Here is a 24,051-nt window from a genome sequence, read left to right on the forward strand (position 1 = left end):
CTTGCCCTTGAGTCTATCGAGCGGTGCGTCTATCGAGCGGTGCCGCCGGCCCACTGCCCGCGAGCGGGCACGGGGTTCGCGCGGGCGAGACTGCCCGGCTCGAGCGACAGCTGGCGCTCGGCCACGGCGAAGACGATCGCGTTCGCTTCCTCGACGTCGATGACGCCGACGGCGTGGTGCTGCACGGCCACTCCGTCGGCGACGGCGGTGAGCAGGCGCGAGTCGGCCGCGGGGTCGGCGCTGGCGCCGAGCCCGGCATCCACCACCCGCTCGATGACGGTGGTCAGGATGCGCTCGCAGTCGCGATGGTGCCGGTCGAGCGCGGCGGCGAGCGGGGGCGTGCGCGGAGCCTCGCTCCACGCGTCGATCCACACGCGGTAGTGGTCTTCCGGCGTCGCGGCGAGCCAGCCGGCGAGCGCCGCGACGGGGTCGAGGCCGTCGAGCAGCGCGCGGTCGCTCGTGAGCTCGCTCGTGACGGCGAAGTCGAACGCCGCGGCGACGAGCTCGTCGCGGCTCGCGAAGTAGTGGCGAATGAGGCCGTGCACGACGCCCACCTCGGTCGCGACCTCGCGGAGCGTCACACCGGCGAAGCCCTTGGCGGCGACGAGCCGCAGCGTGGCGCGCACGATCTCGTCGCGCCGCTGATCGCTCGACTTGCGCTCTGGGCTCTTGCGTTCTGCGCTCGTGCCTGCTTCCACGCGTCGAGCATAGGCCGCGCAGGCACGATATTGTCCAACCGGATAAGGCGTGCTAGCGTTATTGTCCAGTTGGATAACAAGAGAACGGAATGATCGTCACCATGAACGCGCGTCAGCGGCAGGCACGGCTCCTCGTGCCGAGCGTCGTCACGGCCATGGTGCTGCTGTCATCGGCCTCGTTCGTGATCTTCCCGCTCATCCCCGCACTACAGGGCTCGCTCGGCGTCACGACCGCCGAGATCGGCTACCTCGCCGCGGCCGGCTTCGCCTCGGCGCTCGTCGCCGAGCTGCTCGTCGCCCCCGCCGCCGACCGCGGGCACGCGCGCCTCATGGCCGTCATCGGCGTCATCATGGTCGCCGCGTCGCTCGGTCTCAGTGCCGTCGCCGTCGAGGGCTGGCAGCTCATCGCCGGCCGCGCCGTGGGCGGCTTCGGCTTCGGCATCTTCGTCATCGCCGCGAGCGCCCTCATCGTGCGCTTCGACCACGCCCGCAGCGGCGAGCTGCTCGGCCGCCTCGGTGCCGCCGAGCTCGCCGGCATCGCCGTCGGCCCGCTCGCCTCCGGCCTCGCGCTCGCGATCGCCGACCCGAGCGCGATCCTCGCCGTCGCCGCCGTCATCGTGCTGCTCGCACTCGTGCCGGTGCTCGTCGGCTTCCGCGAGGCGGCCGCCTCGGCATTCCGCGGCGACGACCCGCATCCCACGACCGGCGGCATCGCAGCGGGCGTCATCGGCTTCGACGGCACGGATGCGGACCGCACCCTGCGCTTCGGCGCGAGCGCCCCCCGCACGAGCCTCGACCTGCTGCGCTCGCCCCGCATCGTCGGCATCGTGCTGCTCTATGCCGCTGTTATGGTGCCGACCGGCGCCTACGACGGCGTGTGGCCGCGCTTCATGGCCGACATCGGCGCCGGCCCGGTGCTGACGGCCGCGAGCTATGCCCTCTTCGCCGTGCCCTACGTGCTCGTCGCCGGCTGGGCGGGCCGACTCGCCGACCGCCGCGGCGGCGTCTCGGCCTACTGGCGCGGCCTGCTCATCCTGCTGCCGATCGTCACCCTCTACGGGTTCGTCGGCAACCCCTTCATCGCGACGGGCATGGGCTTCGTCGAGTCGACCGGTCAGGCGCTCGCCTTCATCGGCGCCGCGGCCGCGATGGCGCACGCCGTCGACCCGGCCCGCGCGGGCTCGGCGCAGGGGCTGCTGCGCGGCATCGGCCTCGCGGCCGCCACGATCGCGGCCGCCGTCTCGGGGCTCGCCTACGAGGCCGGCGGCGCGCTGCTGCTGTTCGGCGGCACCGCCATCGCCGTGTTCGTCATCGCCGCGGTCGGGCTGCTGCTCGCGCGCGAGCGTCGCGCCGGCGGAGCGCCCGCTCGAAGCTAGTCGTCGGATTCGCCGGGCAGGATTGCGGCATGGGTCGGCAGCGTGGACAGGCAGAGGAATCCGCCGACCCGCGCGCCGACAAGGTCTGCAGCTCGTGTGGCCGCCGTATCGAGTGGCGGGCGCGCTGGGCGCGCGACTGGGACGCCGTGCGCTGGTGCAGTGACGTGTGCCGGGCCCGGGGCGTGCGGCCTGTCGATCGGGAACTGGAAGAGAGCATCCGGAGCCTGTTGAGCGGTCGCGCCACGGGAGCAACCATCTGCCCGAGCGAAGCAGCGCGGGCCGTCGCGGGCGATGACGATGAGGCCTGGCGCGAGCTGATGGAGCCCGCGCGCCGCGCCGCCCGCCGCCTCGTCGCGGCGGGCGAGGTCGAGATCACGCAGGGCGGGAAGGTCGTCGACCCGTCGACAGCCAAGGGCCCGATCCGTCTCCGTCGGGCGCGTCCCTAGTCGGCGGCAGGCGACTGCTGGTGGGCGCCCACGCGCCAGCGACCCTCGCTGTAGACGTAAGTTGTCGTGGCCCACACGTCGACGGGCTCCCCGCCGCGCGTGCCGCGCAACCGGTACGCGAGCATCGCGGCCCGGTCGCCGAGCCGCACGACCCGCTGATCGCTCATCGTCGCCGCACCCCACGTCGTGCCGTCGAGCGCGACGATCGCGGCCGAGCGCTCGACGAGCGATCCGTCGTCGATGAGCACGGCATCCGGAGTCATCGCCTGCTGCAGGTGCGTGCCGCCGTCGCCGTGCCGCATCGCCTCCCACAACTCGTGCTCTTGGTGGATGAGAAGGGCGGGCAGATCGTCGGTGATCGCGGTCATGCGCCCAGTCCATCGGGCGGGCGGGTGCTCGTCAAGGGCTCGCGTGGTGGCGCACCCACTCGTGCATGACGATCGCGGCCGCGGCGCTCGCGTTGATCGAGCGCGTCGAGCCGAACTGCCGGATCTCGATCGTCTCGTCGGCGGCGGCGAGCGCTTCGGCGCTCAACCCCGGGCCCTCCTGCCCGAATAGCAGGATGCAGGCGCGCGGCAGGGGCGCAGCATCCACCGGTCGCGAGCCCTCGACGTTATCGACCGCCACGATCGGCAAGCCGGCCTCACGTGCGAACGCCACGAGGTCGGCGATCGTCTCGTGGTGCGACACGTGCTGGTAGCGGTCGGTGACCATGGCGCCGCGCTTGTTCCAGCGTCGGCGGCCGACGATGTGCACCTCGGCGGCGAGGAAGGCGTTGGCGCTGCGCACGATCGAGCCGATGTTCATGTCGTGCTGCCAGTTCTCGATCGCGACGTGGAACGGGTGCCGGCGAGCGTCGAGGTCGGCGACGATCGCGGCCATGCTCCAGTAGCGGTAGCGATCGATGACGTTGCGGGTGTCGCCGTGCGCGAGCAGCTCGGGGTCGAGGCGCGGGTCGTCGGGCGTCGGCCCCGTCCAGGGGCCGACGCCATGGGTCGTCCACTCCAGAGTCGGCTCGGCGGTGGGCTCGGCGGTCGGCTCGGCCGGCTCGGTCATGCTCCCAGGCTACGGGGCGCCGCTACCGCCGCCCGGCGTGCTGACGTAGCCTGAACGCATCATGGCTTCACCCACCCGTGACCACGCTGTCGACCTCGTGCGCGCCGCCTGCCTCGTCGTCGTGGTGGGCCTGCACGTCATGATGGCGGGCATCACGGTCGAGACCGAGGGTCTCGCGATCATCAACTCGCTCGACGGGCATCCGATCTTCGCCTGGAGCACGTGGCTCGTGCAGGTCATGCCCCTGTTCTTCGTCATGGGCGGCTTCTCGAGCCTGCTCGCCTGGCGACGCCAGCGCGAGCGGGGCGTGACGGGCGCCGACTACGTGCGCGACCGCGTCGCACGCCTGGCGCGCCCGGCGCTGCTGCCGCTAGGGCTCGTCGGCATCACGCTCGCGGTGCTCGGCCTCGTGGGCCTGCCCGACGAGGTGCTCGCCGACGTCGGCTTCCGCATCGGGCAGCCCCTCTGGTTCTTGGCGGTGTACCTGGGATGCTCGGGCCTCGTGCCCCTCATGGCCCGCCTGCACGAACGCGCGCCGTGGGCGACCCTGCTCACGCTGCTCGCCGGCGTGATGATCGTCGACACGGTCGCCCTGCTCACGGCGCAGCCCCTCATCGGCGCCCTCAACCTGCTGTTCGTCTGGATCTTCATCCAGCAGTTGGGCTTCTGCCTCGCCGACGGCTGGTTCGACTGGCGCCGGCGGTGGATGCTGGGCCTCGCGGGCCTCGCCGCCTTCGGCGGGCTGCTGTTCCTCACGACCGTCGTCGGGTACTCGACCGACATGTACGACAACCTCAACCCCCCGACCGCGGCGATCCTCGTGCTCGGGGTCGGCCAGACGCTGCTGTTCGCCTTCCTGCGCCCGTGGCTCGCGCGCCTCGCCGAGCGCGAGACCCTCGCGGGGTTGAGCGGTGCGATCAACACGAACGCCATGCAGATCTACCTGTGGCACGTGCCGGTGATCGTGCTCATCGCCGTCGTGCTGGTCGTGTCGGGCGCGCCGTTCCCCGAGCCGCTCAGCGCGGGGTGGTGGCAGAGCCGGCCGCCGTTCCTCGTCGCGGTCGCGCTGCTGCTCATCCCGATCGTCATCGGGGTGGGCTGGCTCGAGCGGCGCAGCGATGCGCGCGGCCGCCCCGCCGCGGCGCCCGTCGGCCCGTGGATGGCGGCACTCAAGGTCGTGCTCGGCATCGCCGGAGTGGTGACGCTGCTCGTGGCCGGCTTCACGCCCGCGTACGGCGCGGCGATCGGGGTGACGCTCATGCTCATCGCCGTGCTGCTGCGGTCGCCGCGGCGGCGGGATGCGGGGGCGAACGAGAGCGGCGCATCGGGTGATGCCGCCGCGGCGGGCGGGGTCGCCGCGCCCCGCGCTCCTGCGGCCGCGTCGGCATCGGAGCCGGTGGCCCCTCCTCACCAGAAGTCCTGATCAGAGCCGTTTTCACAGCGGATCGGTGCTCGACGGTGGACCGGTCGGGATGTCGGTGCTCGGTGCTTGACTGCCCTCATGACGCACCCCTCGGCCTCCGCTCTCGCGGCACACGCGGCCGAGGGTGCTGATGCCGCGCCGGCCTGGCCCATCACCGCGATCGACGCGGGGCTCAGTGCGGTGCTCGACTCGATCGTCGAGACCGATCGTCTGATCGCCTCGCTGAGCGCGTACCGCGCCGTCGTCATCGACGAGGTGCGGCGGCTCGCGCTCCTGGCCGAGTCGCACCTGCCCTCGGGCGGCAGCGGGTGGTCGCGCGAGATGACCGCGCGGCGGGTCGCCGCAACCGAGATCAGCGCCGCTCTGCGCATCGGCGAGCGAGAAGCCGAGCAGCTCGTGGCCGACAGCTCGTCGCTCGTGCACGACCTCACTCCGACGCTCGAGGCGCTCGCCTCGGGGCGCATCAGCTACCGGCACGCGAGCGTGCTCGTCGACGAGGCGCGAACGCTGCCCGCCCAGGTCTGGCCCGACTTCGAGGCCGCCGCGCTGCCCGAGGCCGAGTCGCGCACGGCCGGAGGGTTCCGGCAGAAGGCCCGCGCCATCCGCGAGCGCGTGCATCCCGACTCGGTCGACCAGCGCCGGCGCGACGCCGAGGGGTCGCGTTCGGTGCGGCTGGAGCCCGCTCGTGACGGCATGGCCTGGCTCACCGCCTACCTTCCCGCCGAGCAGGCGGTCGGCGCCTACCGCCGCCTGACCGAGATGGCGAGCTCGCTGGCCGCGCCCGACGAGCCCCGCACCCTCGCGCAACGCCGTGCCGACGTGTTCAGCGACTTGCTCATCGACGGCATGATGCCCACCTCGGGTCTCGGGCGCGGAGTGCGCGCGACCGTGCTCGTCACGGTGCCCGTGCTCGCCCTGCTCGACGAGGCGCATCCTGCTGCCGGTGCCAGCACGCTCGAGGGCTTCGGTCCGATCTCCACCGAGGTCGCCCGTCGCCTCGCGGCGCACGCGCCGAGCTTCGTGCGGTTGCTGACGCATCCCGAGACGGGCACGGTGCTGTCGGTCGGGCGCGAGCGCTACGCGGTGCCGCGCGACCTGCGCCTGTGGTTGCGCATCCGCGATGAGACCTGCCGATTCCCGGGGTGCGGTCGAGCGGCGGCGAACTCCGACATCGATCACACGGTCGACTGGCAGCACGAGGGCGCCACCCGACATGACAACCTCGCGCACTTGTGCGAGGCCCACCACCAGCTCAAGCACCGCACCGCCTGGCGCGTCGACCAGGCCGGTGGGGGTGCCCTGGAGTGGCGTGCGCCGAGCGGGCGCACGTACCGCACCGAGCCGGCCGTCGCCTTGCTCGCCTGAGCCACAGGCCGTCCTCGTGGCCGGCCGAGTCAGCCGGGCGATCGGGCTCGGCGAAGCGCGCCGCAGCGGGTGGCGGCGGGTGGCGGCGGGTGGCGGCTGTTAATCTCGGGCCATGGGCATCCCGGTGCAGGGCGAGCATGGCGCCGAACCCCTGTGGCGACCCGACGGCCCCGACCTGCTGCTGCACGGCGACAACCTCGTGGCACTGCGCGCCCTGCCCGAGGCGAGCATGCAGCTCGTCTACCTCGACCCGCCCTTCAACACCGGTCGCACCCAGCAGCGCCGCACGACGCGCAGCGTGCGCGACCCCGAGGGCACCCACCTCGGCTTCACGGGCACGAGCTACTCGCGCACGGTCGAGGCGCTCAGCAGCTACGACGACTCGTTCGGGGACTACTGGGCCTTCCTCGCCCCGCGCCTCGTCGAGGCGCACCGGCTGCTGCGCGACGACGGCACCCTGTACCTGCATCTCGACTGGCGCGAGGCGCACTATGCGAAGGTCGCGCTCGACGCACTGTTCGGCCGCGAGTGCTTTCTCAACGAGCTCATCTGGGCCTACGACTACGGCGCCAAGTCGCGTCGGCGCTGGCCGACGAAGCACGACACGATCCTCGTCTACGTGAAGAACCCCGCCACCTACTGGTTCGACAGCGAGTCGGTCGATCGCGAGCCCTACATGGCGCCGGGGCTCGTGACGCCCGAGAAGGCCGCGCGCGGCAAGCTGCCGACCGACGTGTGGTGGCACACGATCGTGCCCACGAGCGGCGGCGAGAAGACCGGCTACCCCACCCAGAAGCCGCTCGGCGTGCTGCGCCGCATCGTGCAGGCCTCGAGCCGCGAGGGCGATTGGGTGCTCGACGCCTTCGCCGGCAGCGGCACGACCGCCGCCGCCGCCCGCGCGCTCGGCAGGCGCAGCATCAGCATCGATGAGAGCCCGGATGCCGTGCGCATCGTGAGCGCCCGCCTCGACCTGCCCATCACGGTGGTTCCCCGCCCGAGCACCGCGGGCTGACGGCGGTGGATCCCGAGGCGGGAACGGGATAATCGATGCGATGACGAGCGAACCCGTGCTGCGCGCCGCCCGCGCACTCCGGGAGGGGCACCTGGTGGCCTTTCCGACCGAGACGGTGTTCGGCCTGGGTGCCGACGCCATGAACGCCGACGCCGTCGCGCGCATCTTCGCCGCCAAGGGGCGACCCGCCGACCACCCGCTGATCGTGCACGTCAGCAGCGCGAACCTGCTGACCGAGCTCGCCGAGAACGTGCCCGACTATGCACGGCAGCTCGCCGACGCGTTCTGGCCCGGCCCGCTGACCCTCATCCTGCGTCGATCGGCGGCCGTGCCGCTCGCGGTGACGGGAGGCCAGGAGACCGTGGGCGTGCGTGTTCCGAGCCATCCGACCGCGGTGCAGCTGCTGCGCGCGTTCGAGGGCCTCGGAGGCCGTGGCGTCGCCGCCCCGAGCGCCAATCGCTTCGGCCGCGTCTCGCCGACCACGGCTGCCGCCGTGCACGCAGAGCTCGCCGACGCCTTCCTCCCCGGCGATCTCGTGCTCGACGGCGAGCGCTCGCAGGTCGGCATCGAATCGACGATCGTCGACTGCACCGGTGCGGCGCCCGTCGTGCTGAGGCCGGGCGCGATCTCGGCCGAGCAAGTCGCCACGACGACGGGACTGACCCTCGGCGAGCACTCGCCCGGCGTGCGCGTCAGCGGGTCGCTGCCCTCGCATTACGCGCCCACCGCGATCGTGCTGCTCGACGCCCCGCCGCAGCCCGGCGACGGCTTCATCGCGCTGCGCGAGCACGCCACTCCGGCCGGCGTCGTGCGGTTGGCCGATCCCGAGACAGTGGACGACTACGCCCACGAGCTCTACGCCGCCCTGCGCGCGGCCGACGAGGCGGGCATCGCTCGGGTCGTGGCGTGGCAGCCCGCTGGGCCGGGCGTGGCGGTGGCCGTACGCGACCGCTTGGCCCGCGCGAGTCACCGCTCCCGCGACTAGGGCCGCGTGGCGCGCTCGAGCAGTTCGAGCACGTGCACGTACGGCAGGCCCGTGGCGCGGGTCATGCCGAGCTCGCACGTGCGGTTGGCACTCACGGCGTGGTCGAAGTCTCCGCCCTCGACGCTCAGCCGGGCAAGGTCGGCGACCTCGTCGGCCGTGGCTGCCGCCGTGAGCTCGGGATGCAGCATGCCGCGGTCGCCCGCGAAGGCGCAGCATCCCCAGGCCTCGGGCACGACCGCCTCGTCGGCGACGGCACGCGCGATCGCGACGAGCGCGTCGGTCGCACCGAGCTCCTGCGTCGAGCACGTCGGATGCACGGCCACCCGCCCCTGCCGCCGCAGCACCTCCAGCCGGGGCAGCAGGGTCTCGGCGGCGAAGGTCACGGCGTCGATCACGCGAGACGACGCCGACTCTGCCGCCAGCAGCCCCGCGAAGCCCTCCGTGCACGAGGCCGCGTCGCTGATGATCGGCAGCCCGGCCGCCGCGGGGCCGAGCGCCTCGACCGCGCCGCGCACCCGGTCACGCATCGACGCGTGGCCGGCGGCGTGGCCCTTCGACTTCCACGGGGTGCCGCAGCACATCCCGTCGATGCCCTCGGGCACGAGGAGGGTCACGCCCGCGCGCTCGCACAGGGCGAGCAACGCGGCTGTCGCTCCTCCGGCGCCAGCATCGCCACCCACACCACCGCCCTCGGGACCGAACATCGTGCCGACACAGGCCGGCAGGTAGACCGCGGAGTACTGCGTCGCCGACACGGGCGATGCGAAGCGCACGACGGGCGAGGCCTCGAGCACCCGCGAGCGGCGCGCGCCGCCGCGCGGCAGGCCGGCCTCGTAGCGCGGCACGACGTCGGTGCCGAGCACCGCGCGGGCGGCCGAGCTCGCCGCGCGCACGAGCGGGGTCGGCAACGCATCCGCCACCGTCAGGGCGACGGAGGCCGTGCGAGTCGTGGCGTCCCAGCGCTCGGCGGCGGCGTTCCACACGCCGCGGCCGGGCGCACGGGACTCCGCGCGCAGGCGTCGCACGAGGTCACCCGTGTTGATCGAGACCGGGCAGGCGATGCCGCACAGCCCGTCGACGGCGCACGTCTGCACGCTCTCGTAGGGCTCGTCCACGCGCAGCGCCTCGACGAGCGCGGCGTCGCCGCGCGCCTCGGCCGCCGCGAGCTCACGCCGCACGACGATGCGTTGCCGCGGCGTCAGGGTGAGCGAGCGGCTCGGGCAGGTCGGCTCGCAGTAGCCGCACTCGACGCAGCGGTCGACCTCGACCTCGACGGTCGGCGTGGTCTTGAGGTGCTTGAGGTGCGCCTGCGGGTCATCGGTGATGATGACGCCCGGGTTGAGCACGCCCGCCGGGTCGCACAGCCGCTTGAGCTCGCGCATGACCGCCATGAGCTCGGGCCCGTACTGCCGCTCGACGAACGGCGCCATGATGCGGCCCGTGCCGTGCTCGGCCTTGAGCGTGCCCCCCTGTGCGAGCACGAGCTCGACGATCTCCTCCGTCACGGCGGCGTAGCGCGCGACGCCCTCGGGCGAGTCGAAGCGCTCGGTGAGCAGGAAGTGGATGTTGCCGTCCTTCGCGTGCCCGAAGATCACGGCGCTCTCGTAGCCGTGCCGAGCGAACATCGCCTCGAGCGCCTCGCACGTGGGCAGCAGGTTCGCGACCGGCACGGCGACGTCTTCGAGCAGCGCCGTGGTGCCGCTCGGGCGCGCTCCGGCCACGGCGGGGTACAGGCCCTTGCGCACGTGCCACAGCGCAGCCCGCTCGGCGGGCTCGCGCGAGAACGCGAACTCGGCGGCGAGCGGCAGTCCGGCGACGGCCGCCTCGGCGCGGGCGAGGCCGCTCGTGAGCTCCGCATCCGTGGCCGCGTGCACCTCGATGAGCAGCGCCGCATGCCGGTCGATTTCGAGCCGCGTGATCGCCGCGGGCGCGTCCGAGAGGGTCTGCGCGACGCGCAGCGACGTGGCGTCCATGAGCTCGATCGTCGCGAGACCCACGGCGACGAGGGCGGGCAGCGCGGCGGTCGCGGCCGCCAGGGTCGGGAAGACGAGCAGCCCCGTCGCGACGAGCGGCGCGACCGGCACCGTGCGGAACACCGCCTCGCCCACCCAGCCGAGCGTGCCCTCGCTACCGACCATGAGGCGCACGAGCAGGTCGATGGGCCGCTCGTGGTCGAGCAGGCTGTTGAGGCCGTAGCCCATCGTGTTCTTCATCGCGAACAGGCGACGGATGCTCGCCACCGACTGCTCGTCGGCGAGCACCCGCGCCCGCAGGGCCGATAGCCCGGCCCAGAGCTCGGGGGCGGCGGCCCGTAGCTGCTCGTCCGCATCGGCGGCAGCGGAATCGATCACGGCGCCGCTCGCGAGCACGAGGGTCATCGACTCAAGCGTTTGGTAGGTGTTCTGCTCGGTTCCGCACGCCATGCCGCTCGAGTTGTTGGCGATGACGCCGCCGATCGTGCAGGCGATCTCGCTCGCCGGGTCGGGGCCGAGACGGCGGCCGTGCCGCGCGAGTCGGGCGTTGACCTGGCGCACGGTCGCGCCGGGCTGCACGCGCACGCGCTCACCGCCGTCGAGCACCTCGATGCCGCGGAACTCCGCGCGCGTGTCGACGAGCAACTGGTCGGTGACGGCCTGGCCCGAGAGGCTCGTGCCGCCCGAGCGGAACGTCAGCGGGCTTCCCGTGCGGCTCGCCTCGGCGAGCACCGCGGCGACCTGCTCGATCGTGGCGGGGGTCGCGACCGTGTGCGGGCGCAACAGGTAATGGCTCGCGTCGTGCGCCATCGCGACGAGATCGATCGCGCGCTGCGTGCTGACGGTGTGCGCAGCATCCACAGCAATGATCATATCTAAGCGCTGCCAGTAGGCTGACGCGCATGAGCGACCGCCGCGAGATCGAGTGCTGGCTGACCGATATGGACGGCGTGCTCGTGCACGAGAACACTCCCCTGCCGGGCGCCGTCGAGCTCATCGCGCAGTGGCGCGACACGGGAACGCCGTTTCTCGTGCTCACGAACAACTCGATCTTCACGCCGCGCGATCTCGCGGCGCGGCTGCGGGCGAGCGGGCTCGACGTGCCCGAGGAGTCGATCTGGACGAGCGCCCTGGCGACCGCCGACTTCTGCGCGAGCCAGATTCCGGGCGGCCGCGCCTACGTCATCGGCGAGGCGGGCCTCACGACGGCGCTGCACGAGGCCGGCTTCATCATGACCGAGACCGACCCCGACTACGTCGTCGTCGGCGAGACGCGCAACTATTCCTTCGACGCCATCACGAAGGCGATCCGCCTCATCGGCCAGGGTGCGCGCTTCATCGCCACCAACCCCGACGCGACCGGTCCGAGCGCCGACGGACCGATGCCCGCGACGGGCGCGATCTCGGCGCTCATCACCAAGGCCACGGGCAAAGACCCCTACGTCGTCGGCAAGCCGAACCCCATGATGTTCCGTTCGGCGATGAACCGCATCGGCGCCCACAGCGAGAACACCGCCATGATCGGCGACCGCATGGACACCGACATCGTCGCGGGCATCGAGGCCGGCCTGCACACCGTGCTCGTGCTCACGGGCATCAGCGACGACGCCGAGATCGCGCGCTACCCGTTCCGCCCCGACGAGATTCTGCAGGGCGTGCACGAGCTCGTCGACCCGCGGCCGATCGAGACCGAGCTGTAGCCCGCGGGCGTCAGCCCCCGGGTCAGCCCGCGATGCCGGGGCCCGCGATCGAGCGCCCGAGCAGCTCGCCCGAGGCGCGGCTCGCGAAGCAGAAGTAGTCGCGCTCGCCCGCATCCCACTGCTCGGCCGTGACGGGGAACGCGCCTTGCACCTGCAGGTCGGTCACGTTGCCCGCGATCGCGAGGTCGAGCACGCCCTCGGCGCTGCACAGGATGGGGATCTGGGCCGCGAGGGCCTCCTCCCCCGGGAACGGCCCCTGGTCGACGGCGCCCTCTGCGATCGGGAACGCCGCACGCACCACCAGCTGCGCCGTATGCGGCACGGTGCAGTCGACGACCGTGTACGTCTCCTGCCAGGCGTCGACGTAGGGCTCGAGGCACTCGCCGCCCAGCAGCTCGTCCCAGCGGTACTCTCCCGGCGCGACAGGTCCGACGGGCGCGGCGATGTCGGTCTCGACGGGGGTCGGGCTCGGTGTCGGCGAGGGCAGGGCACCGGGGGCAGGGCCCAGCAGCAGCGGGATGCGCGTACCGAGCGCGAAGATCGCCACGAGGGCGAGCACCGCCACGAGAGACCCCGCGACCCACAGCAGAATCTTCTGGGTGCGGCCGAGCGGCGCGCGCGGCGCATCCGCCGTTGCCTCGCCGTCGGCGCGACGCGTCGCGCGCGGCGCCGCGGGGATCAGGGCCTCGTCGTACTCCTGGAAGCTCTCGACCCCGAACAGTTCGTCGAGAGCGCCGCCCTGCTCGGGCTCACGCAGCAGCTCGGTCGCGGCATCGCCGACGGGCGGCACGATTTCGGCGGGCTGGGTCGGCTCGGGCTCGACGATGGGCTGCGTCGCGCCCGGGTCGGGGAACGAGGGCTGCATGGCGGTCGGCGGCGGGAACGCGGCGGGCTCGACGAGCGGCGGCGGGGTCAGCGGGTCCGGCGTGAACTGCGGCGGGGTCAGCGGCGGTGGGGTCAGCGGGCTCGGGGGGAGCGGTGCCGGGGCCTGCGGCGGCGGGTTCTGCGGCGGGGGAGGGAAAGCCGACGGAACGACGGGTGGCGCGACTGGCGGGGCCACGGGCGGGGCCGCGGGCGGCGGCGCGACCGGCGGCAACACGGGCGGCGGCGCCACCGGCGGCACCACGGGCTCGGGCGCGGGTTTCTCCTCCGCCCCGCCCCCGAACTGCATGCGGAACCACTCGTCGGCGTCGAAGGCGCCCGTCTCGTCGTCGCGGTCGCGCTCGTCGGTCATGCGAGCCCCAGGTCGGTCAGGCCGATCGCGGCACGGTACTCGTAGCCCGCCTCCTCGATCACGCGCCGCGCATCCGTCGCTCGATCGACGACGACGGCAACGGCCACGACGGTCGCTCCGGCGGCTTCGAGGGCGCGGGCCGCCGTGAGCGGTGAACCGCCCGTCGTCGACGTGTCTTCAAGCACGATGACGCGCTTGCCCGCGACGGCGGGGCCCTCGACCTGCTTGCCCCGGCCGTGATCTTTCGGGGCCTTGCGCACGACGAAGGCGTCGTAGGCGAGCCCGCGAGCGGCGGCCTGGTGCAGCACAGCCGAGGCGACCGGGTCGGCGCCCATGGTGAGCCCGCCGACGGCGGCGATGTCGGGGATGTCGGCGATCAGGTCGGTCATGACCTGCCCGATGAGCGGCGCCACCCGGTGGTCGAGGCTCACCGTGCGCAGGTCGATGTAGTACGACGCGGTCGCACCGCTCGTGAGCGTGAACTCGCCGTGGAACACGGCCTCATCACGGATGTACTGGATGAGCTGATCGCGGGCCTCGGTCACACCGTTCACTGTAGTTCGTAGGCTGGGCCCATGCGCATCGCCACCTGGAACGTCAACTCCATCCGTACCCGCCACGGCCGCGTCGTCGACTGGCTCGTGAACGCCGATGTCGATGTGCTCGCGATGCAGGAGATCAAGTGCACGCCCGCGCAGTTTCCCCTCGAGCCCTTTGAGGCCGCGGGCTACGAGGTCGTGCTGCACGGCCTCAACCAGTGGAACGGCGTCGCGATCGCGAGCCGCCTGCCGATGACCGACATCGAGATCGGCTTCAGCGGCCAGCCCGGTTTCGCGAAGGGCCACGATCCTGATTCGGGTCAGGATGCTCCGCTCGAGGCCCGCGCGATCGGCGCGACGGTCGACGACGTGCGGCTGTGGAGCCTCTACGTGCCGAACGGCCGCGGGCTCGACGACCCGCACATGGACTACAAGCTGCGCTTCCTGCGCGCGCTCGCCGACGACAGCGCGCGGTGGCTCGGTGCGAACCCGGGCGGCGCGCTCGCGCTCATGGGCGACTTCAATGTGGCCCCGACCGACGCCGACATGGGCGATCCGAGTTTCGTGCCCGGACTGTCGACCCACATCTCGCCCGCCGAGCGCGAGGCCTTCGCGACCCTCGAGCAGGCGGGACTGACCGACGTCGTGCGGCCGCTCGTGCCGACCGGCTACACCTTCTGGGACTACAAGCAACTGCGGTTCCCGCGCGACGAGGGCATGCGCATCGACTTCATCCTCGGCTCGCCGGGCCTCGCCGACCGGGTGGCGGATGCGCGCATCGAGCGCGAGCAGCGCAAGGGCGACGCCCCCAGCGATCACGTGCCCGTGCTGGTCGATCTCGTCGGCGATGACGACGACGACGATCGCCCGATGATCTTCTAGACGCGCCCCGCTCGGCCACGGCCGGTAAGGTCGACACCCGTGAGCATCGACCAGTGGGCCATCAGCGTCATGGAGACTCTCGGCGTGTTCGGGGCCGCGCTGCTGGTCGCGATCGAGAGCCTCTTCCCGCCGATCCCCAGCGAGCTGATCCTGCCACTCGCGGGCTTCACCGCGAGCCGTGGCTCGTTCGACCTCGTGAGCGTCATCATCGCGACGACGATCGGCTCGCTGGTGGGCGCCGTCGTGCTCTACTACCTCGGCCGCGCGATCGGCGAAGAGCGTCTCGTGCACCTCGCGAACCGCATCCCGTTCATGAGCGGTGCCGACGTGACGAAGACGATGGGGTGGTTCCATCGCTTCGGCCCCGTGGCCGTGCTCATCGGACGCTTCATCCCTATCGTGCGCAGCCTGATCTCGATCCCCGCGGGTATCGATCGCATGCGGCTGTGGCTGTTCCTGCTGCTCACGGCGATCGGCAGCGGCATCTGGAACACGCTCTTCGTGGTGCTGGGCTTCGTGCTCGGGGAGAACTGGGTGGTCGTCGAAGACATCGCCTCGCGGTACAGCCGGGCGGTGCTCGTGATCGCGATCATCGTCGTGGTCGCCTTCATCGCGTGGCGCGTCGTGCGGCTCGTTCGCCGACGCCGGGCCGAGGACGAGGCGCCGACGCCCCCGCAGCCCTAGCGCGGCGCGAGCAGCGCGGCGATCACGATGAGCGCCGGTACCGAGAGCACGGTGGTGATGAGCACAGCATCCCGCGCCACGGGCACCGCGCGCTCGAACCGCACCGCGTAGTTGAAGACGTTCTGCGCGGTCGGCAGCGCCGCGAGCACGACGACCGCGAACAGCGGCAGGCCATCGAGCCCGATGACGAACGCGCCGATCGCCCACGCGATGGTGGGCATCGCGACGATCTTGAGGCTCACCGCGAGCAGGATGTCGCGGCGCCCCGATCCGGGTTCGAGGATGCGCCGGCCGTGCAGCGACATGCCGAAGAGCAGCAGCACGGTCGGCACCGCGGCGGCCCCGATGAGGTGGAAGGGCTCCATGACCGCCTCGGGCAGCTCGACCCCGGTCACCGAGAGCAGCAGGCCGAGCGCCGAACCGATGATGAGCGGGTTGCGGATGGGCTGGCTCAGCACGCGCCCGACCGAGAGGGTGCCGCTCGTCGTGACGTCGAGGATCGTGAGCGCGATGGGCGTGAGGATGACGAGCTGCAGCAGGATGATTGGCGCGGCGAAGGCCGGATCGCCGAGCACGTAGGCGGCGATCGGCAGCCCGATGTTGTTCGCGTTGGCGTAGCCCGAGGCGAGCGAGCCGATCGTCGTCTCGGGCACGGCCCGTCGCCACACGAGCCGGGCGACGAGAGCGAACACGGCCATGCAGGTGAGGGCGGCGATCGCCGAGACGGGCAGCAGCGCCGAGAACAGCTGCCGCGCATCGGCCTCGGCGAGCACGGTGAAGAGCAGGGCGGGCGAGAGCACGAAGAACGCGAAGCGCCCGAGCACGAACTCCGCGTGCGGGCCCAGGATGCCCAGGCGGCCGACGAGGTAGCCCACGGCGATCACCGCTCCGATGATCGCGAATCCGATGAGCACACCAGCCATAGGGACAGTGTCTCGCAAGTAGGGACTACTCATGGAATCGCGCGCGCAAGAGGAGCACACTGGACGCACACAGCATTCCGAACGACTGGAGTCCACTATGCGTCGCACCGTTCCCGCCATCACCGCCCTGAGCCTCGGTCTCGCCCTCACGCTCAGCGGCTGCTTCGCCAATCCGCTCGACCAGCTCACCGAGGGCCTCGTCGAGGGCGGCGTCGAGCAGATCATCGAAGACCAGACCGGGGTCGACGTCGACGTCGACGGCACGGGCGCGAGCCTGCCCGACAGCTGGCCCGCCGACGTGCCGACGGTCGGCGGCACCGTGCAGTTCTCCGCCGCCACGGCGGACATCTACACCGCCGCGATCGAGACCCCGAGCGTCGCCGCCGGAGAGGCCGCGTACACCGACCTGCTCGACGCGGGATTCACGCAGGTCGCGGAGTTCCAGGTGAGCGATGACGCCTCGTCGCGAACCTTTGAGAACAGCACGTGGACGGTGAACGTCGTCGTCGCCGCGAACGCCGACGGCACGGGCCAGGTGCAGTACACGATCACGCCGATCACGCAGTAGCGCCCGCTCCCCACCAGCGACAAGCGCTCTTCCGACCCGGGGGCGCGGGCGACGACGACACCCGTCAGAGTCGCCCGCGCAGCTCGCTCTCGAGCTCAGATCGACCGCTGATGCCGAGCTTGCGATAGACGCTCGCCAGGTGGTTGTCGACGGTGCGCACCGAGACCCCGAGGCGGTCGGCGATCTCGCGACTGCGTTCGCGGCGCGCAGCCGCCTGCGCGATGACCCACTCGCGCTCGGTCAGCCCCGTCTCGGAACGGGCCGAGCGGGCCGTCCGCACCGGCACGATCGTGAGCCCGAGCTCGGCCGCCCGCACGCGGGCCCGGCGCTCGAGCATGCGGTCGTCCCCCGCCCACTCGGCCGCGCGCTCGAGCATCGCCTGCGCCGTCGCGACGAGACCGGCCCGCTCGAGGTCGGGCGCGAGCTCCACGATCGCGGTCGCGTCGCGGTCGGCCGCCGCGGCGGCGAGCGCCGCCACCGCCGTCACGAGCGGCGATCCGGATGCCGAGGCCGCCGCCGCGAGCGGCCCGCGCACCTCGGCCGCCGCCCCGAGCCGCACGGCCACCGAGGCCGTGAGGGCGACGAGCAGCAGGTGACCCAACTCGACGCCGCGCGCGATCGCGGGAACGAGCATCCCCGCCGCCCGATCGGGCTCGTCGGCGACGACCGCGAGCCAGGCTTCGGCCTCGGCCGCCTGCAGCACGACCTTCACGTCGTCGCGGTGTGCCGGCTGCAGCGCGTCGAGCAGAGCGCGCGCCGGCTCGGCCTCGCCGAGCTGGGCGTGCACGGTCGCTCCGAGCGCCGTCGCCGCCCCGACGAGGCCCGTGAAGTCGCGCCAGCGCAGCTGCTCGATCGCGAGCAGGGCGAGCGGCAGGGCGTCGCGCAGCCGCCCCGCGTGCAGGTGCACGAGGGCGAGGGCGTACGACCACACTCCGGCCGAGTCGGCGAAGGGCTGCAGTCGGCGCTGCTCGGCGTGCTCACGCGCCTCGGCGATGCGCCCCTCCGCGACGAGCACGAGGAAGGCAGAGAGGTCGAGCAGTCCGCCCGCGAACGGTTGCACGGCGGCGAAGCGATCGGCGAGCGGCCGGCCGGCGTCGACCGCCTGCCGCGCCTCGTCGACCCGTCCGGCCATCGTCGCCATCATGGCCATGCCGATCGCCGCGTTGAGCGCCGCCGCCGAGTCGGCCTCGGCCTGCGCCACCAGGGGCTCGTCGAGCGCGCTCGCGTCGCCCGCCATGAGGCGCCACTTGGCGAGGTCGGGAGTCAGCAGCGCGCTCGCGTCGCCGAGCTCGGGCAGCAGGGCGAGAGCTCGCTGCACCGCGCGCGCGGGGTCGTGCGCGCGCAGCGCGGTGTGCTGGCCCCAGCGCACCTCGACGCGGGCGCGCGCCTCCGCATCGGGCGCGAGGTCGGCGGCCAGCGTGAACGCGGCATCCACCTCGGCCGCGTCGCCCCCGAGCGCGCTCAGGGCGCTCGCGCGCACGAGCGCGGCGGGAGCATCCGGCGCGAGGCCGAGTGCGCGCTCGGCGGCCTGCGCGGCGCGCTCGTGGTCGCCCGCGCGGTGCGCGAACTCGGCCGCCCAGACGAGTTCGGCGGGGGTGAGGTCGCCGCCGCCGTCGCTGAGCAGGCACAGCGCGGTGAACCGAAGCGGCTCATCGTCGAGCGCGAGCAGCCGCTCGGCGGCGGCGCGGCGGCGCTCGGCGCGGTCGTCGGCGCGCAGCCCCGCGAGCAGGGCCTCGGCGTAGACGGGATGCGCAAGGTGCAGATACCCGGCGTCGACGGGCTCGGCGGGCATGAGCACGCCGGCGTCGAGCAGGTCGCTCACGATCGCGCGCTCGTCGGGCAGGGTCGCCGCGGGCGGCCACGGCTGCGCCACCGCGATGAGCTCGGCGAGCCGGCGCTCGGCGGGGCGCAGATCGGCGAGGCGACCGGCCACGGTCTCGAGCACGTGGTCGGGCAGTCGCACGGGGTCGATCTCGATGCCATAGGGGCCGGGCCGCACGCGATCGCCGCGCTGGGCGGCGAGCGTGAGCTCGCGCAAGAAGAGAGGGTTGCCCGCGGTGGCACCGTGCAGGCGCTGCAGCGACTCCGGTCGGGGATCGGCCCCGAGGTGTCGCCGCAGCACCGTGCGCGTCTCGTCGAGCGACAGGCCCGCCAGCTCGGTCACCGTGAGCAGGTCTTCGTGCAGCAGGCGCGCGACAGCGCCCGTGAGCGGGTGCTCGTCGCGCGCCGTCAGCAGCGTGGGCACGGCGAACACGCGCACGAGCTGGTAGAGCGCGGCGGCCGAGGCCGGGTCGAGCAGCGGGGCGTCGTCGACGACGAGCAGGTACGAGTCGGCGTGCCGCCCGACGAGCGCCACGAGCTCGCTCAGCCGCGCGGCGACATCGTCGTGCTCGCCGATGCTCGACGAGGCGAGCAACGGCGCGAGCGCACCGAGCGGCACGTCGCGCAGTTCGTCGAGAGCCACGACGGGCACGATCGTGCGGCCTCGCGCGGCGAGCGCCGCCGCAACACCCGCGGCGAGCGTGGTCTTGCCGACACCGCTCGGACCGCGCAGCAGCTGCGAGCGTGGCGGCGTGCGCGTGAGGCCGTCAACGAGCTCGTCGAGCATCGCGGCGCGCGCGACGATCGGCCACGTCCCCATCCCGCGTCTCCTCGCGTGCGCACCGTCGTCGATGCGGGGCGAGCAGTGCCCGGCTCCCGCTCGGTCACGCTAACACGCGTCGTCGCGCGCATTCTCAGGCGAGCATCCTGCGCCCCCGCGCCCCCGCCACACCGATTGCACGCGCGATTCCGGGCGTCTGCGCACGTTTCGTGCGTCGATCACAACCACGTGCGGCGATCCCGTGCCTAGGCTCGAGAGGGAACGCGCCCGCACGAGCTCGACGAAGGAGGGAACCCCATGACCGACACCACCGCTACGCGCAGCAGCAGCATCATCGGAGAGCCCGAGGTCGTCGAAGACGCCCTCGGCGTGCGGGGTGCGGATGCTGCGCTCACGAGCGCGCAGATCGTCGCCGACCTTGCCTGGTCGCGCCTCAAGCACGCCGCCGAGGCCCTGCGCCCGCTGCAGGTGCACGACGGCAGCATCCCCGAGTCGGATCACCACGCCGAGGCCGCGCAGCACGTCGCCGAGATCGTCGCGGCGCTGCGCCACTTCGCCCCGCTGATCCCGTACGACACCGCCTACCTCGAGGCCTGCGCCGTCGACTTCGAGCGCTGGGCCGACGGCGGCTTCGCCGTGCCCGACTTCTTCGACGCGCTCGACGCGTTCCGCCCGGCCGATGAGCGCCGCGACGGTGTCGCTCACCTCGTCGTGTTCCCGATGTACACCCAGAACGGTTCGGCCGACCGCCTCGTCGAGGCCGTCGTCTTCGACGTCATCTGGCCCGACTTCATCGCCGAGCTCGAGGCGAGCGCCTACGGCAACGCCCTGTACCTCGGGCTGCGATTCGCCGACTTCACGCCCGGCTACGACACCAACTCGGCCGTGCTGTTCCCCGAATCGGTCGCCGTCACGCCGCGCGTGCCGGCGGGGGCTCCCGAGGGCACGCCGGCCCAGCTGCCCGTCTTCACGTGGGGCGCGATCTTCGCCGACCGCGAGGCCGCGCGCTACCGCCGCGTCGTGCGTGCCGCCGCCGAGATCACGAAGCTCGACCTGCCCGACGACGCGCTCGCGCTGCTCGACGACCAGGCGCTCGCCGAGCGCACCTTCGTGATGTGGGACATGATCCACGACCGGGCGCACATGCGCGGCGACCTGCCGTTCGACCCGTTCATGATCAAGCAGCGCATGCCGTTCTTCCTCTACACGCTCGAAGAGCTGCGCTGCGACCTCACGGCCTTCCGCGAGGCCGTCGCGCTGTGGCGTGCCGAGGGCACCGACGAGGTGACGCGCCAGCACGCGCGCCTCGTGCAGTACGCCGTCATCTTCGACCGCATCTTCCGCTTCGCGATCACCGGCACGCGCGTGCGCAACTACGACGGCGTCGGCGGCCAGCTGCTCTTCGCGTGGATGCACCAGAAGGGCGTGCTGCACTGGACCGACACCCAGCTCACGATCGACTGGGACGCCGTTCCCGACGTCGTCGTGGCGCTCTCGGACGCCATCAACGACCTGTACTGGGCCTCGATCGACCGGCCCAAGGCGGTGCACTGGCTCAAGGCGTACGAGCTCGTCTCGAGCACGCTCACCCCGCACCCGGCCTCGGTCTGGGCGCGCGGCCTGAGCGACGAGGTGCTCGCCGGCCCGCTCAAGGGCTACACCGATCTCGTGCTCGACGACGAGTTCCCGCTCTCGATGTTCTACGAGGCCCTGCACAAGAAGATGGCGCAGGTCATCGAGTCGACGGCGGGCATCATCGGCCGCACCGCGTGACCGCCCCGCTCGCCGACCGCACCCTCGCCGACCGCACGGTCGTCGTCGCCGGAGCGGGCGGCATCGGCGGCCGGGCCGTGTGCGCCGCCCTCACCGCGGCAGGCGCGCACGTCGTGGCGGTCGGCTCGCGAGCCGAGTCGCTGGCCGACGTGGATGCGGCCGAGACCGCGGTCGTCGACCTCGCCGACCCGGTGGCCGTCGCCGCGTGGGCGGCCGAGCTGCGCGACCGCCGCTCGAGCATCGACGGCCTGCTGCACCTCGTGGGCGGCTGGCGCGGCGGCTCGGCGCCCGACGACTTCGACTGGCTCGAGCGCCGGGTGCTCACGACCCTGCGGGTCGCCAGCCGCGAGCTGCGCGACGACCTCGGCGCGTCGAGCGCTGGGCGTCTGGCGATCGTGAGCTCCGCATCCGTCGCCCAGCCGAAGTGGGGCATGGCCAACTACGTCACCCTCAAATCGGCGGCCGAGACGTGGGTGCAGGCGCTTGCGAGCGGCTGGCGGGCGAAGGGCACGCCGACGGCGGCCGTGACCTTCGTGGTCGGAGCGCTCGACGAGCTCGGCGCCGTCGACGACCTCGCGGCCGCCTGCGCCGCGCTCTGGTCGGTCGACCACGAGCAGCTCAACGGCGCGCTCGTCGAACTCACTCCGGCGTCCTGACCTCACCGCCCTGACCTCAGCACGCTGACCTCACCCCCCTGAGCGAATCCGTCGCGCGACGGATGCCGCGGCGGTCGCCGGCGGCTAGCGTGCTGGAGTGACCGCGACCGCCCCCGCCGTGCTGCCCGTCGACGCCGACGGGCACTGGATGCGCCCCGCACCCGGCCGCGCCGGCCTGCGCACCGACGCGATCGTCGCGCTCGTGATCGCGATCGGCGCCTCGGCGACGGTCACCCTCTACTCGGTTGCCGAGTTCTTCGACGAGCCGACCGAGCCGTGGAAGGCCGTGCTCATGGTGCTCGGCATCTCGGGCCCGCTCGTGTGGCGGCGGCGCTACCCGGTCACCGTCACCGTCATCGTCTCAGCGGTCTACATCATCGGCGTCTACAACGCCGTGCCCGAGGTGCTGTTCAGCAATATCGCGATCTTCGCGGGCATGTACTCGATCGGCGCCTGGTCGACGTCGCGGCGGCGAGCGTTCATTGCGCGCGTCCTCATCGTCGGCGGCATGTTCCTCTGGCTGTTCTGGGAGCTGACGCGCGCCGCCTTCGACACCTCCCTCGCGCCCGACGACGCCGGGGTCGGGCTCATCGCGCCCGGCGTCGCCGTCGGGCTCATCACCGTCATCACGAACATCCTGTACTTCGCGGGCGCCTGGGCCTTCGGCGACCGTGCATGGGCGGCAGCCCGCGAGCGCGCGCAGCTGCAGGCGCGCACCGAGGAACTCGCCCGCGAACGCGAGCGCACGGCCGAGCAGGCCGTCGCCCTCGACCGCGTGCGCATCGGTCGCGAGCTGCACGACGTCGTCGCCCACCACGTCTCGGTCATGGGAATCCAGGCCGGCGCCGCGCGCCGCGCCCTCGGCGGCGACCGACCGGACGCGGCCGCGGCGGCCGCGGAATCGCTCGCCGCGATCGAGCAGTCCGCCCGGCAGGCGGTCGACGAGCTGCACCGGCTCGTGTCGACCCTGCGGTCGACCGCCGACGGCGATACCGAGGCCGCCGACGGGCCGAGCACACGCACGACCGCCCATCTGCCCGCCCTGGTCGACGAAGTGCGCGGCACCGGGCGCCCGGCGACCCTCACGATCGTCGGCGAACCGGTGCCGCTCGGCCCCCTGGTCGACACCACGCTCTACCGGGTGGCGCGCGAAGCCGTGACAAACAGCCTCAAGCACGCCGGGGCGAGCGCGGCGCTCGAGGTGCGGCTGCGCTTCACCCCGGAGGTCGTCGAGCTCGAGGTCTCCGACTCGGGAGTCGGCGCGCGCGCGGTCGCCCGCGGCTCCGCAGCGCCCGGCGGCGGGCTCGGGCAGGTCGGCATGCGCGAGCGGCTCGCGGCCGTCGGCGGCACGCTCGAGGCCGGGCCACGCAGCCGTGGGGGATACCTCGTGCGGGCATCCGTGCCGCTCGTGGTGGAGGAGCGCGGCGTCAAGGAGAGCAATCTCGAGGAGGGCACCGCGTGAACGTGCGCGTGCTGCTCGTCGACGATCACGACCTCGTGCGCACCGGATTCCGCACGATCCTGGAGTCCGAACCGGGCATCGAGGTCGTCGGCGAAGCGCGCGACGGCGCGGAGGCGATCGAGCAGGTCGCCGCCCTGCACCCCGATGTCGTGTGCATGGACGTGCAGATGCCGGGCATGGACGGCCTCGAGGCGACGCGGCGCATCATCGCGGCGCGGGATGCCCGGCCGGGGCCTGCCGTCGGCGTGCTCGTGCTGACGACCTTCGATCGCGACGACTACCTGTTCTCGGCGCTCGACGCCGGGGCGAGCGGTTTTCTGCTCAAGAACGCGAGTCCCGAGAAGCTCGTCGAAGCCGTGCTCGTCGTCGCCCAGGGCGATGCGCTGCTGGCGCCCGATGTGACGCGGCGCGTGATCGAGCGCGCCGCCGTCGTGCGCGAGCCGTCGGCCGCGCGCGACGCACGACTCGATGACCTCACCGAGCGCGAGACCGAGGTGCTGCGCCTGCTCGCGCGGGGCCTCAGCAACGCCGAGATCGCCCGTGAGCTGTGGCTCGGCGAGGCGACCGTCAAGACCCACGTGTCGAAGGTGCTGCTCAAGCTCAGCCTGCGCGACCGCGTGCACGCCGTCGTGTTCGCCTACGAGAACGGTGTCGCCGTGCGGGGCGACACCGCGTAGTCACCCGCGCGGGGGAT

General features: G+C 72.8%; 22 protein-coding genes. 14 read left to right on the forward strand and 8 right to left on the reverse strand.

From position 1 onward, the window contains the following. Positions 1–29: 29 nt before the first annotated feature. Positions 30–698 carry a TetR/AcrR family transcriptional regulator gene (locus NNL39_RS04640; RefSeq protein WP_255160529.1) on the reverse strand — a complete coding sequence of 223 codons (669 nt, stop codon included), beginning with the start codon at positions 696–698 and terminating at the stop codon, positions 30–32. Positions 699–799: 101 nt separating this feature from the next. Here NNL39_RS04640 and NNL39_RS04645 point away from each other — a divergent pair, with 101 nt between their 5' ends. Further along, positions 800–2,074: an MFS transporter gene (locus tag NNL39_RS04645; RefSeq protein ID WP_255160530.1), complete on the forward strand. Its 1,275-nt coding sequence runs from the start codon at positions 800–802 to the stop codon at positions 2,072–2,074. A gap of 29 nt (positions 2,075–2,103) precedes the next feature. Continuing rightward, positions 2,104–2,520 carry a DUF3253 domain-containing protein gene (locus tag NNL39_RS04650; RefSeq protein WP_255160531.1) on the forward strand — a complete coding sequence of 139 codons (417 nt, stop codon included), beginning with the start codon at positions 2,104–2,106 and terminating at the stop codon, positions 2,518–2,520. Here NNL39_RS04650 and NNL39_RS04655 read toward each other — a convergent pair. Next, positions 2,517–2,888, reverse strand: a complete 372-nt coding sequence (locus tag NNL39_RS04655) for a nuclear transport factor 2 family protein (protein ID WP_255160532.1) — start codon at positions 2,886–2,888, stop codon at positions 2,517–2,519. The two genes, NNL39_RS04650 and NNL39_RS04655, sit on opposite strands and share 4 nt — an antisense overlap. A 31-nt stretch (positions 2,889–2,919) precedes the next feature. Beyond that, positions 2,920–3,576 carry a TrmH family RNA methyltransferase gene (locus tag NNL39_RS04660; protein ID WP_255160533.1) on the reverse strand — a complete coding sequence of 219 codons (657 nt, stop codon included), beginning with the start codon at positions 3,574–3,576 and terminating at the stop codon, positions 2,920–2,922. 61 nt (positions 3,577–3,637) lie between these two features. On the opposite strand from NNL39_RS04660, the gene NNL39_RS04665 reads away from it, so the two are divergent. The 4 genes from NNL39_RS04665 to NNL39_RS04680 all read left to right on the forward strand — a co-directional run bounded on the left by NNL39_RS04665 (position 3,638) and on the right by NNL39_RS04680 (position 8,361). After that, positions 3,638–4,999 (forward strand): acyltransferase family protein, encoded by a 1,362-nt coding sequence (locus NNL39_RS04665; RefSeq protein WP_255160534.1) that lies wholly within the window; start codon positions 3,638–3,640, stop codon positions 4,997–4,999. Between the two features lie 78 nt (positions 5,000–5,077). Then, positions 5,078–6,364, forward strand: a complete 1,287-nt coding sequence (locus NNL39_RS04670) for an HNH endonuclease signature motif containing protein (protein ID WP_255160535.1) — start codon at positions 5,078–5,080, stop codon at positions 6,362–6,364. A 112-nt stretch (positions 6,365–6,476) separates the two neighbouring features. Further along, positions 6,477–7,376 (forward strand): DNA-methyltransferase, encoded by a 900-nt coding sequence (locus NNL39_RS04675; RefSeq protein ID WP_255160536.1) that lies wholly within the window; start codon positions 6,477–6,479, stop codon positions 7,374–7,376. A gap of 40 nt (positions 7,377–7,416) precedes the next feature. Then, positions 7,417–8,361: an L-threonylcarbamoyladenylate synthase gene (locus tag NNL39_RS04680; RefSeq protein ID WP_255160537.1), complete on the forward strand. Its 945-nt coding sequence runs from the start codon at positions 7,417–7,419 to the stop codon at positions 8,359–8,361. Here the strand turns inward: NNL39_RS04680 and NNL39_RS04685 are convergent. Continuing rightward, on the reverse strand, positions 8,358–11,207 hold the full coding sequence (locus NNL39_RS04685; protein ID WP_255160538.1) for an FAD-binding and (Fe-S)-binding domain-containing protein: 2,850 nt from the start codon (positions 11,205–11,207) through the stop codon (positions 8,358–8,360). The two genes, NNL39_RS04680 and NNL39_RS04685, sit on opposite strands and share 4 nt — an antisense overlap. Before the next feature lie 29 nt (positions 11,208–11,236). Between NNL39_RS04685 and NNL39_RS04690 the strand changes: the two genes are divergently transcribed. Beyond that, positions 11,237–12,034 carry an HAD-IIA family hydrolase gene (locus NNL39_RS04690; protein WP_255160539.1) on the forward strand — a complete coding sequence of 266 codons (798 nt, stop codon included), beginning with the start codon at positions 11,237–11,239 and terminating at the stop codon, positions 12,032–12,034. A 22-nt stretch (positions 12,035–12,056) separates the two neighbouring features. Here the strand turns inward: NNL39_RS04690 and NNL39_RS04695 are convergent, their stop codons facing one another. After that, positions 12,057–13,268, reverse strand: coding sequence for a hypothetical protein (locus NNL39_RS04695; protein WP_255160974.1), 1,212 nt, complete (start codon positions 13,266–13,268; stop codon positions 12,057–12,059). Beyond that, positions 13,265–13,813 (reverse strand): orotate phosphoribosyltransferase, encoded by a 549-nt coding sequence (gene pyrE, locus NNL39_RS04700; RefSeq protein ID WP_255160540.1) that lies wholly within the window; start codon positions 13,811–13,813, stop codon positions 13,265–13,267. Before pyrE ends, NNL39_RS04695 begins: the two co-directional genes overlap by 4 nt. A 30-nt stretch (positions 13,814–13,843) precedes the next feature. Here pyrE and NNL39_RS04705 point away from each other — a divergent pair, with 30 nt between their 5' ends. Further along, positions 13,844–14,689 carry an exodeoxyribonuclease III gene (locus tag NNL39_RS04705; RefSeq protein ID WP_255160541.1) on the forward strand — a complete coding sequence of 282 codons (846 nt, stop codon included), beginning with the start codon at positions 13,844–13,846 and terminating at the stop codon, positions 14,687–14,689. A gap of 39 nt (positions 14,690–14,728) precedes the next feature. Beyond that, entirely contained in the window at positions 14,729–15,373 is a 645-nt protein-coding gene (locus tag NNL39_RS04710; protein ID WP_255160542.1) for a DedA family protein, read from the forward strand. On the opposite strand, the gene NNL39_RS04715 is transcribed toward NNL39_RS04710, so the two are convergent. Next, complete coding sequence (locus tag NNL39_RS04715) at positions 15,370–16,296, reverse strand: AEC family transporter (RefSeq protein ID WP_255160543.1); 927 nt, start codon at positions 16,294–16,296, stop codon at positions 15,370–15,372. The genes NNL39_RS04710 and NNL39_RS04715 overlap by 4 nt on opposite strands. Positions 16,297–16,393: 97 nt before the next feature. On the opposite strand from NNL39_RS04715, the gene NNL39_RS04720 reads away from it, so the two are divergent. After that, positions 16,394–16,864 (forward strand): hypothetical protein, encoded by a 471-nt coding sequence (locus NNL39_RS04720; RefSeq protein ID WP_255160544.1) that lies wholly within the window; start codon positions 16,394–16,396, stop codon positions 16,862–16,864. Positions 16,865–16,928: 64 nt separating this feature from the next. Here the strand turns inward: NNL39_RS04720 and NNL39_RS04725 are convergent, their stop codons facing one another. Next, positions 16,929–19,505, reverse strand: a complete 2,577-nt coding sequence (locus NNL39_RS04725; RefSeq protein WP_255160545.1) for a LuxR family transcriptional regulator — start codon at positions 19,503–19,505, stop codon at positions 16,929–16,931. A gap of 258 nt (positions 19,506–19,763) precedes the next feature. On the opposite strand from NNL39_RS04725, the gene NNL39_RS04730 reads away from it, so the two are divergent. From NNL39_RS04730 to NNL39_RS04745, 4 genes are all read left to right on the forward strand, one after another. Then, positions 19,764–21,239 carry a DUF6421 family protein gene (locus NNL39_RS04730; RefSeq protein WP_255160546.1) on the forward strand — a complete coding sequence of 492 codons (1,476 nt, stop codon included), beginning with the start codon at positions 19,764–19,766 and terminating at the stop codon, positions 21,237–21,239. Continuing rightward, positions 21,236–21,895, forward strand: a complete 660-nt coding sequence (locus tag NNL39_RS04735) for an SDR family NAD(P)-dependent oxidoreductase (protein ID WP_255160547.1) — start codon at positions 21,236–21,238, stop codon at positions 21,893–21,895. Before NNL39_RS04730 ends, NNL39_RS04735 begins: the two co-directional genes overlap by 4 nt. A gap of 97 nt (positions 21,896–21,992) precedes the next feature. After that, positions 21,993–23,357 carry a sensor histidine kinase gene (locus NNL39_RS04740; protein ID WP_255160548.1) on the forward strand — a complete coding sequence of 455 codons (1,365 nt, stop codon included), beginning with the start codon at positions 21,993–21,995 and terminating at the stop codon, positions 23,355–23,357. Further along, positions 23,354–24,034: a response regulator gene (locus tag NNL39_RS04745; RefSeq protein ID WP_255160549.1), complete on the forward strand. Its 681-nt coding sequence runs from the start codon at positions 23,354–23,356 to the stop codon at positions 24,032–24,034. The genes NNL39_RS04740 and NNL39_RS04745 overlap by 4 nt, the downstream gene beginning before the upstream one ends. Positions 24,035–24,051 lie beyond the last annotated feature (17 nt).

It is taken from the genome of Microcella humidisoli (assembly GCF_024362325.1).
Taxonomy (GTDB): Bacteria; Actinomycetota; Actinomycetes; order Actinomycetales; family Microbacteriaceae; genus Microcella; species Microcella humidisoli.

Coding starts and splice junctions, on each gene's coding strand:
- NNL39_RS04645 (WP_255160530.1), top strand. CDS start 800: ATGAACGCGCGTCAGCGGCAGGCACGGCTCCTCGTGCCGAGCGTCGTC.
- NNL39_RS04650 (WP_255160531.1), top strand. CDS start 2,104: ATGGGTCGGCAGCGTGGACAGGCAGAGGAATCCGCCGACCCGCGCGCC.
- NNL39_RS04655 (WP_255160532.1), bottom strand. CDS start 2,888: ATGACCGCGATCACCGACGATCTGCCCGCCCTTCTCATCCACCAAGAG.
- NNL39_RS04660 (WP_255160533.1), bottom strand. CDS start 3,576: ATGACCGAGCCGGCCGAGCCGACCGCCGAGCCCACCGCCGAGCCGACT.
- NNL39_RS04665 (WP_255160534.1), top strand. CDS start 3,638: ATGGCTTCACCCACCCGTGACCACGCTGTCGACCTCGTGCGCGCCGCC.
- NNL39_RS04670 (WP_255160535.1), top strand. CDS start 5,078: ATGACGCACCCCTCGGCCTCCGCTCTCGCGGCACACGCGGCCGAGGGT.
- NNL39_RS04675 (WP_255160536.1), top strand. CDS start 6,477: ATGGGCATCCCGGTGCAGGGCGAGCATGGCGCCGAACCCCTGTGGCGA.
- NNL39_RS04680 (WP_255160537.1), top strand. CDS start 7,417: ATGACGAGCGAACCCGTGCTGCGCGCCGCCCGCGCACTCCGGGAGGGG.
- NNL39_RS04685 (WP_255160538.1), bottom strand. CDS start 11,207: ATGATCATTGCTGTGGATGCTGCGCACACCGTCAGCACGCAGCGCGCG.
- NNL39_RS04690 (WP_255160539.1), top strand. CDS start 11,237: ATGAGCGACCGCCGCGAGATCGAGTGCTGGCTGACCGATATGGACGGC.
- NNL39_RS04695 (WP_255160974.1), bottom strand. CDS start 13,268: ATGACCGACGAGCGCGACCGCGACGACGAGACGGGCGCCTTCGACGCC.
- NNL39_RS04705 (WP_255160541.1), top strand. CDS start 13,844: ATGCGCATCGCCACCTGGAACGTCAACTCCATCCGTACCCGCCACGGC.
- NNL39_RS04715 (WP_255160543.1), bottom strand. CDS start 16,296: ATGGCTGGTGTGCTCATCGGATTCGCGATCATCGGAGCGGTGATCGCC.
- NNL39_RS04720 (WP_255160544.1), top strand. CDS start 16,394: ATGCGTCGCACCGTTCCCGCCATCACCGCCCTGAGCCTCGGTCTCGCC.
- NNL39_RS04725 (WP_255160545.1), bottom strand. CDS start 19,505: ATGGGGACGTGGCCGATCGTCGCGCGCGCCGCGATGCTCGACGAGCTC.
- NNL39_RS04730 (WP_255160546.1), top strand. CDS start 19,764: ATGACCGACACCACCGCTACGCGCAGCAGCAGCATCATCGGAGAGCCC.